The sequence below is a fragment of the Natronomonas sp. genome, assembly GCF_046710025.1.
Lineage (GTDB): Archaea > Halobacteriota > Halobacteria > Halobacteriales > Haloarculaceae > Natronomonas.
Genome location: NZ_JBKEGK010000139.1, coordinates 1 through 6,835, shown reverse-complemented (window position 1 = coordinate 6,835; position 6,835 = coordinate 1). Strand labels below are relative to the sequence as shown.

Below are 6,835 nucleotides of genomic sequence, written 5' to 3'. Positions count from 1 at the left end.
GGACGACGTAGGCGGGAACCAGGCAACGACCGGCCAGCAGCTCGCGACGGTCATCGAAGTCACCGATGACGAGGTGAGCAGTGACGTGGAGGAAGCGTCGATCGAGTCGGCGCTGGAGAACGCGAACGAATCGGAGCGCGCGGCAGTGTTGGCCGACCGGGCCGAATCGCTTCGCGAACGGGCGAACGCGTCCGTGACGGCTCAACGGGAGACGACGACGGCCTACGAAGCCGGCAACATCTCCCGGACGGAGTACGCCCAGCGGCTCGCTGTGCTCGCCTCACGCGCGAACACAGTCGACCGTGACTTCGACCGGCTGGACGACCGCGCGGAAGAGGTCTCAGCACTTGCGCTCCGATCGGCGGAATACGATCGAGGCGCAAACGCCGAGGCCCGAGAGCGGCTCGCCGGGCTGACGGGTCCCGGAACGAGAGGGTTGCTCGCACAGTACACCGGCGAACGGCGCGGGGAATTCTCGCTCGCGGTCGACGATGGGCTCTCGATCGAAGTGGAGAACGACGACGGGGAGCGATCCCGCGAGTTCGAACGGGGGCAGCCCGGTAACGGCGGGTTCGATGTGAACCAAAGCGATGCGCTTGCCGCGGCGATGGAGCCACTCTCAACCGACCCGACGGGCGAGTGGACGCTTCGGTCCGTCGAGCGCGACGACGACGGGTACTACGAGTTTGCCTTCGTGTTCGCCGGTCCGGAGACGGCCGGCGAAGCCGAGGTGAGCGTCGACGGGGAGACCGGCGAGGTGTTCGAGTTCGAGGAGGAGCTAGAGCCCGGCGAAGATGATAACGGCCAGCCGCTGTCGGTCACGATCATCGACGGAACCGCCGACCCAGGCGAATCTCTGACGCTCTCGGTAACCGCTGGCGGCGACCCTGTCGAAGGCGCGGGTGTCGAAGTCAACGACCGAGCGGTCGGCGAGACGGACGCAGACGGACAGATCACGGTAACGCTGCCCGACGCCGAGGAGGCCGAGTTCGAGGTTACGGACGGTGATCGCGAGGGCGAACTAGAACTTGCGGTGCGGTCGACCTCCCCTGAGGAAGCCGAGGACGCGGAGATCCGCGAGCGGCTGTCCGTGACCGGCTCAGTCGACGACGGCACCGCGACGGTGTCGGTCGAGTACGACGGGTCCGGCGTCCCCGGCACAATGGTGCTCGTTGACGACGAGCGTGTCGGCACTACTGACGCGAACGGGACGGCCTCGTTCGACGCTCCAACCGACGATGAACTCGACGTCAGGCTCGTTCGGGGCGGCTTCGAAGCCGAGGTAACGTTTGAGTCCAAGGCTGACGGCACGCTCGCCCCTGCCGAAATCGATGTCGACGAGCGGGATGTCGACGAGGACGATGTCGATGACGAAACGAACGGCGAAGCGAACGATGAAGCTGAGGCGGACGGCGAGGAAGCTGAGGAGGAGGAAGAAGCCGATGAAGAGGACGTTGACGAGGAGGACACTGACGAGGAACTGTCTGCCGAGATCGTCTCCGGGGATCCAGCACCGGGCGCGACGGTGACGCTCGAAGTGAGCGGGAGCGACGGAACGGTCGCCGACGCGGCCGTCCACGTTAACGGCGACGACGCGGGAACGACCGACGCAGACGGACAGATCACCGTCACGCTGCCCGAGGACGACGAAGTCGAAATCGATGTTCGGGACAGCGACCGGGAGGGCGAGTTAGAAATCGAGTTCGAGGATGAGACGGACGGAGCTGAGGACGCCCCGGACAGCGACGAGCGCGATGCGGAAGACGGTCCGGATGAGGGAGAAGAAGACGAGAACGATGAGGAGGAGGGCGAAGAAGACGAGAACGAGGGGGACGAGTGACCGTGACTGGAAATCGACTTCTCGTTGGCGTCTGTGCAGCGTTGCTGCTCGCGGCCGGCGTAACTCCGGGACTCGTGAGCGCCGACCCCACCACCGAGGATCCATCCGCGTTCATCATCGAACTGGAGCCGAACGGCGACGCGACGGTATCGCTCGCACTCACCTACGAACTCGACGGCGGCGACGAGGAAGCCGCGTTCGAAACGCTTCGTGAGGCCCCCGACAACGCCACACAGCGGTTCGACAATCGGTTGTCACGCGTTGCCGATCGAACGGCCGACCGGACTGGCCGCGAAATGACCATCTCGGAGGTCAACCGGACAGTCGAGACCGCTGACGGCACAGGCGTGATCCGCCTGTCGGCATCGTGGACGAACCTCGCAGCCGTCGAGGGCGAACGTCTGATCGTCGAGGAGCCGTTCGCGAGCGGGTTCCGCACCGATCGGACGTTCGTCCTCGTCGCGCCGGACGGCTACTCGGTCAGCGGAACCGCTGTTCCGGCCGATAGCACAGATGGATCGAGCGCCGAGTGGGGCGACGGGACGAATCTCTCCGGATTCTCGGCGACGGTCGAACCGAACGACGGTGTTCTGAGCGGTGTCAGTGAGGGACCGCTGACGCCGCTTGCGCTGGTGTTCGCAGTCGGCGTCGTCGGGATGCTCGGTTACGCGGGTGCGCGCTTGAAAAGGTAGCACCGAACGCTCCGAGATGCCACCGTTGTGACGGTGTCACGTCTCCTGAGCGACTGCGGGGGGCTGCATGATAAAGAATTAACCCCTTCGGGAAGAAAGTGGCTTTCAACAGATGTCTAAGGACGTCAAACCGACTCGGAAGAACCTCATGGCCATCGAGGATCGCATCGAACTGTCCGAGCGAGGCCACGACACGCTCGAAAAGAAGCGGGACGGCCTAATTATGGAGTTCATGGATATTCTTGACCAGGCCCAGGACGTCCGGTCGGACCTAGATGACAACTACGAGCGCGCCCAGCGCAACATCAACATGGCCCGAGCGATGGAAGGCGATGTCGCCGTCCGCGGGGCCGCCGCCGCGTTGAAGGAACACCCCGAAATCACGAGCCAGTCGAAAAACATCATGGGCGTGGTTGTCCCGCAGATCGAATCGACCAAGGTGAAGAAATCGCTCGATCAGCGCGGCTACGGGCTGGTCGGCACGTCGGCGCGCATCGACGAGGCGGCCGACGCCTACGAGGAGTTATTGGAGACAATTATCCTCGCCGCTGAGGTCGAAACGGCGATGAAGAAGATGCTCGATGAGATCGAGAAGACGAAACGCCGGGTCAACGCGCTTGAGTTTAAACTCCTCCCCGAACTCCACGGCGCTCAAGAGTACATCGAGCAGAAACTCGAAGAGCAGGAGCGCGAGGAGATCTTCCGGATGAAAAAGATCAAGGCGAAGAAAGAAGAGGACGAAGCGGAGGAGAAAGCGGCGGAAACCGCCGAGGCCGAGGTCGAGACCGTCCCGGCCGACGACTGAACAACGATCCCAGGTCGAGCTGTCCTCGCCGGCGTTTCGTCCCGTTCATACCGCCCGAACCGATAGGCTCCGTATGGACTGTCCGAACTGCGGTGCCCGAACTGTCGTCTTCGAGGTTCCCTCTGACTATCGCCCCCACGTCCCCGAGGAGTCCGAGCGCGCGGCACTGTGCCCGGAGTGTCTCACGCTCGCCGCGACCGATGCACCGCCCGAGCCGCGTTTCGATCTGATCTCGAGTGCCTTCCCGACCAACGCCGAGGCAGCGGTCCCGCTCGCGGTCGCGATCGGACTGCTTGACTCGCTGGCGTTACATCGGCGCGCGCTACAGGAGTTGGTTCCGGCGGCGGAGGCCGCCGGCGCGGACCCCCTGTTGCTTCTCGATCGGCTCCACGTCCAAGGCGGCGTGGACCCCTCTTTCGACATCGACCGGCGCCGTCATCAACTCGAACAATTGCTTGAGTGAGCCACTCGCCCCCCGTCTCCGATGGATCGGCGGGGTTTATACCTGTCCTACCGTAGACGCCGGTATGGAGACCGCCGATTCGACGGACAAGGGCGTCGGCTTCCCAGTACTGTTCGGCATTGTGGCCGTACTCGGTGCGGTTGGGCTTACGGTGTTCGGGCTCACCGGCAATCAACTCGCCTCCGGCGCGGCCTTTGGAGTTGCGATGATCGCCGGAGCGCTCTCGGTTGCCGCCTACCACCTCTACACGTGAGGTGGCCGGAAGGAACGGTCTTAAGCCGCTCGCGGCCGTAACCACAGGTATGAGTGAACTGAGCGACGAGGACGAGCGGATCCTCGCGTACCTGCGGAAGCGAGCCAAGGGTGGTGAGCAGTACCTCCGGTCGAAACACATCGCCGACGCGATCGACCTGACGGCGAAGCAGGTCGGCACGCGGCTTCCAAGGCTAGCAGAACACTCCGAGGACGTCGACATCGAGAAGTGGTCTCGGGCCCGCTCGACGACGTGGCGCGTTACCCCTGAGTGAACCGACGACCGGCAAGACGCTCCCGGAACGGCTGTTATTATACGTGTCCCTCCCAACCTGCATGTATGACTGCCCGCATCGAGCGTGTATTTGACATCCCGGCGCCCCCCGAAACGGTGTGGGATGTCATCTCGGATCCCGAGACACGGGCTCGGTCGATAAGCGTCGTCACCGACTTCGAGACGACCGGCGATCGGACCGCTATCTGGTACGTCTCGCTCCCGATCCCGCGGATCAACCGGACGATCGAAGTCAAAACCGAGGACGTTGAGATCGACAGGCCGGCCTATGTCCGGTTCGTTGGTCGATCGAAGGCGATGAACGTGCAGGGAGAGCACATCTTAGAGCCCACCGAAGCGGGGACCCGGGTCACGAACCGGTTTCGGGTCGAGGGGCGGCTGCCGGGCGTCGAGACCTACTTCAAGCGGAAACTCGACGACGAACTGGCGAGCCTCGAGTCGACCGTCCGCGAGCGAACGGAGACATGAACCTCGCGCTCGCACAGATCGACGTTGAGCCGGCCGCGCGGGACCGAAACGTCGACCGGGCGATCGAAGCGATCGGTTCGGCCGCGACCGAGGGGGCCGACTGCGTGGCTCTACCGGAGATCTTCGATGTCGGCTACTTCGCCTTCGACGCCTACGAGCGCAACGCCGAGCCGATCGGCGGCGGAACCCACCGCGAGATACGCGCCGCTGCGATCCAACACGACGTTGCGGTGCTCGCCGGAACTGTCGTCGAGGACCTCGCCGCCTCGGCTGCCGCGGGCGAGTCCGTCCCGGCGACGGAGGGCCTCGCGAACACTGCGGTGTTGTTCGACGGCGATGGCGAACGACAACTGGTGTATCGGAAACACCACCTGTTCGGCTACGACTCGGCCGAGGCCGACCTGCTCGTCCCCGGTGAGCGGCTCCAGACGGCTGAAGTGCGTGGCCACACCGTCGCCGTTACGACCTGTTATGACCTCCGGTTTCCGGAGCTGTATCGGCGGCTGCTTGAGGCGGGCGCGACGATGGTCCTCGTGCCGAGCGCGTGGCCCTACCCCCGCGTCGAGCATTGGAAGCTCCTGCCGCGGGCCCGGGCCGTCGAAAACCTGCTGTACGTCGGCGCGGTCAACGGTTCCGGGTCGTTCCAGGCGGCCGATCTCGTGGGTCGATCGTCGGTGTACGACCCGTGGGGAACCCCGGTCGCTACCACCGATGCGGGACCGACAGTCGTCCACGCGGCCTGCCCGCCCGAACGCGTCACCGAGGTTCGCGAGGAGTTTCCGGCGCTCGGTGACCGTCGATGACGGGAGCGTATACGCGAGGGTTTATACGTCGTCACGACCTATGTATGATTGCCAGAACGACGCTTTTCTCGTCGTGATGGCAGAACGCTCCGACGCCCGCGCCACGCGCCCGCCCGCGTCGGGTCTGCCCGGTGCCCGACGCATCCACTCCCGTCCCACTTCGCTTCCACTTCGTCCCGCTTCGCTTCAGTCAGATCTGTTTTCGTTCCGTTTTATTTTCGTTTTTGACCGCCTTCGACGGCCGAATCGCTTACCCCGTGAGCCACCGGAGTGGCGACCGTGAAGGAGTTCGGCTTCGAGTTGCGCGTCTGTGCGTGGGCCGAGCGAAATTGGCCCCCAGGACCCGCCGACAGGACGCCCCCGATCGTCGCCCGGCAGTTGGGAACGAAGCGCCGTCGCTGGGACACGATCGTCGTCGAGCCTACCGACTCGGGAGTAAAGGAACGAGCACCGTTCGGCGAGAGCCGTCTCGGATCGGATCTGCTGTTCGTCGCCCGGCACGCCCCGGCATCGTGGGCGTACTACCGGAAGTGTCTCCCCCATCCCGGCTACCCCTGGCGGTACGTCCGGGAGGCGATCCACGAGGCTGACGACCGGGGGTTCATCGAGACGCGCCGGAACGGAAACCGGATCGAGATCAGGCGGCGCTACCGCTACCCGGAGTGGGTCGACCGGATCGTCGCGATTGAGAACAAGCCGGATCTCGACGCCGCGGCGGCGCGACGGCTCGGCGAGCAACTGGAACACGATGTGGCGCTCGGGCTCGCTGACGAGGTCTGGTTGGCGACCGAAGCCACGGGAAACGGGGTCGAACCTGCGCTACTCGAGGCGATGCCGGTCGAGGTAGGCATCCTCGCTGTCTCCCCCAACTCCGGATCGTGGTCCTTCGAGCCGGTCTGGCGGCCACGGGCGCTGGCTACCACGGATCCTGGAATCCGGATTCTCGACCGCCCCACTGACGACGCCTCGGCTGCGCGCTTCGAGTATGCTGACCCCGCTTGGAAACGCCGGAAGCGCCTCGAGATCGCCGAGCGGGCCTACGAACGCGGCTGGCGCTCCTACGCGGGGACGATGCGCCCTGACTGCCGGTATTTTGAACTAACCGACCCGACGGGGCCGTTCCCGCGGTGTGCCGCGAAGGATCGGCCCCAGACCGCCGCGGAGTGTTCGGGGTCGTGTCCCGCATTCGAGCCCGAACCGCCGACCTGGCGCGACGG

9 protein-coding genes are annotated in these 6,835 nt (G+C 65.0%); all 9 read left to right on the top strand.

Annotated features, from left to right (window positions below; translation table 11 throughout):
- Positions 1-1,840 (top strand): hypothetical protein (locus ACI944_RS09925; RefSeq protein WP_411718883.1); only part of this gene is annotated, 1,840 nt, incomplete at its 5' end.
- A gap of 2 nt (positions 1,841-1,842) precedes the next feature.
- A complete protein-coding gene (locus ACI944_RS09920; RefSeq protein WP_411718882.1) occupies positions 1,843-2,532 on the top strand; it encodes a hypothetical protein in 690 nt (229 codons plus the stop codon).
- A 112-nt stretch (positions 2,533-2,644) separates the two neighbouring features.
- The gene (locus tag ACI944_RS09915) at positions 2,645-3,337 is read left to right on the top strand and encodes a V-type ATP synthase subunit D (protein WP_411718881.1); all 693 of its coding nucleotides are present in this window, start codon (positions 2,645-2,647) and stop codon (positions 3,335-3,337) included.
- 73 nt (positions 3,338-3,410) lie between these two features.
- Positions 3,411-3,800 (top strand): DUF6276 family protein, encoded by a 390-nt coding sequence (locus tag ACI944_RS09910; protein WP_411718880.1) that lies wholly within the window; start codon positions 3,411-3,413, stop codon positions 3,798-3,800.
- Between the two features lie 64 nt (positions 3,801-3,864).
- Positions 3,865-4,053 carry a hypothetical protein gene (locus ACI944_RS09905; protein WP_411718879.1) on the top strand — a complete coding sequence of 63 codons (189 nt, stop codon included), beginning with the start codon at positions 3,865-3,867 and terminating at the stop codon, positions 4,051-4,053.
- Positions 4,054-4,102: 49 nt separating this feature from the next.
- Positions 4,103-4,327: a hypothetical protein gene (locus ACI944_RS09900; RefSeq protein ID WP_411718878.1), complete on the top strand. Its 225-nt coding sequence runs from the start codon at positions 4,103-4,105 to the stop codon at positions 4,325-4,327.
- A gap of 65 nt (positions 4,328-4,392) precedes the next feature.
- On the top strand, positions 4,393-4,815 hold the full coding sequence (locus ACI944_RS09895; RefSeq protein WP_411718877.1) for a CoxG family protein: 423 nt from the start codon (positions 4,393-4,395) through the stop codon (positions 4,813-4,815).
- The gene (locus ACI944_RS09890) at positions 4,812-5,618 is read left to right on the top strand and encodes a nitrilase-related carbon-nitrogen hydrolase (RefSeq protein WP_411718876.1); all 807 of its coding nucleotides are present in this window, start codon (positions 4,812-4,814) and stop codon (positions 5,616-5,618) included. The genes ACI944_RS09895 and ACI944_RS09890 overlap by 4 nt, the downstream gene beginning before the upstream one ends.
- Positions 5,619-5,897: 279 nt before the next feature.
- Positions 5,898-6,835, top strand: a 938-nt coding sequence (locus ACI944_RS09885) for a DUF5787 family protein (RefSeq protein ID WP_411718875.1), incomplete at its 3' end; no start/stop codon positions are given.

What these genes read in the sequence shown, in the direction of transcription:
- ACI944_RS09915 (WP_411718881.1), top strand. Translation starts at nt 2,645, where the DNA reads ATGTCTAAGGACGTCAAACCGACTCGGAAGAACCTCATGGCCATCGAG.
- ACI944_RS09910 (WP_411718880.1), top strand. Translation starts at nt 3,411, where the DNA reads ATGGACTGTCCGAACTGCGGTGCCCGAACTGTCGTCTTCGAGGTTCCC.
- ACI944_RS09905 (WP_411718879.1), top strand. Translation starts at nt 3,865, where the DNA reads ATGGAGACCGCCGATTCGACGGACAAGGGCGTCGGCTTCCCAGTACTG.
- ACI944_RS09900 (WP_411718878.1), top strand. Translation starts at nt 4,103, where the DNA reads ATGAGTGAACTGAGCGACGAGGACGAGCGGATCCTCGCGTACCTGCGG.
- ACI944_RS09895 (WP_411718877.1), top strand. Translation starts at nt 4,393, where the DNA reads ATGACTGCCCGCATCGAGCGTGTATTTGACATCCCGGCGCCCCCCGAA.
- ACI944_RS09890 (WP_411718876.1), top strand. Translation starts at nt 4,812, where the DNA reads ATGAACCTCGCGCTCGCACAGATCGACGTTGAGCCGGCCGCGCGGGAC.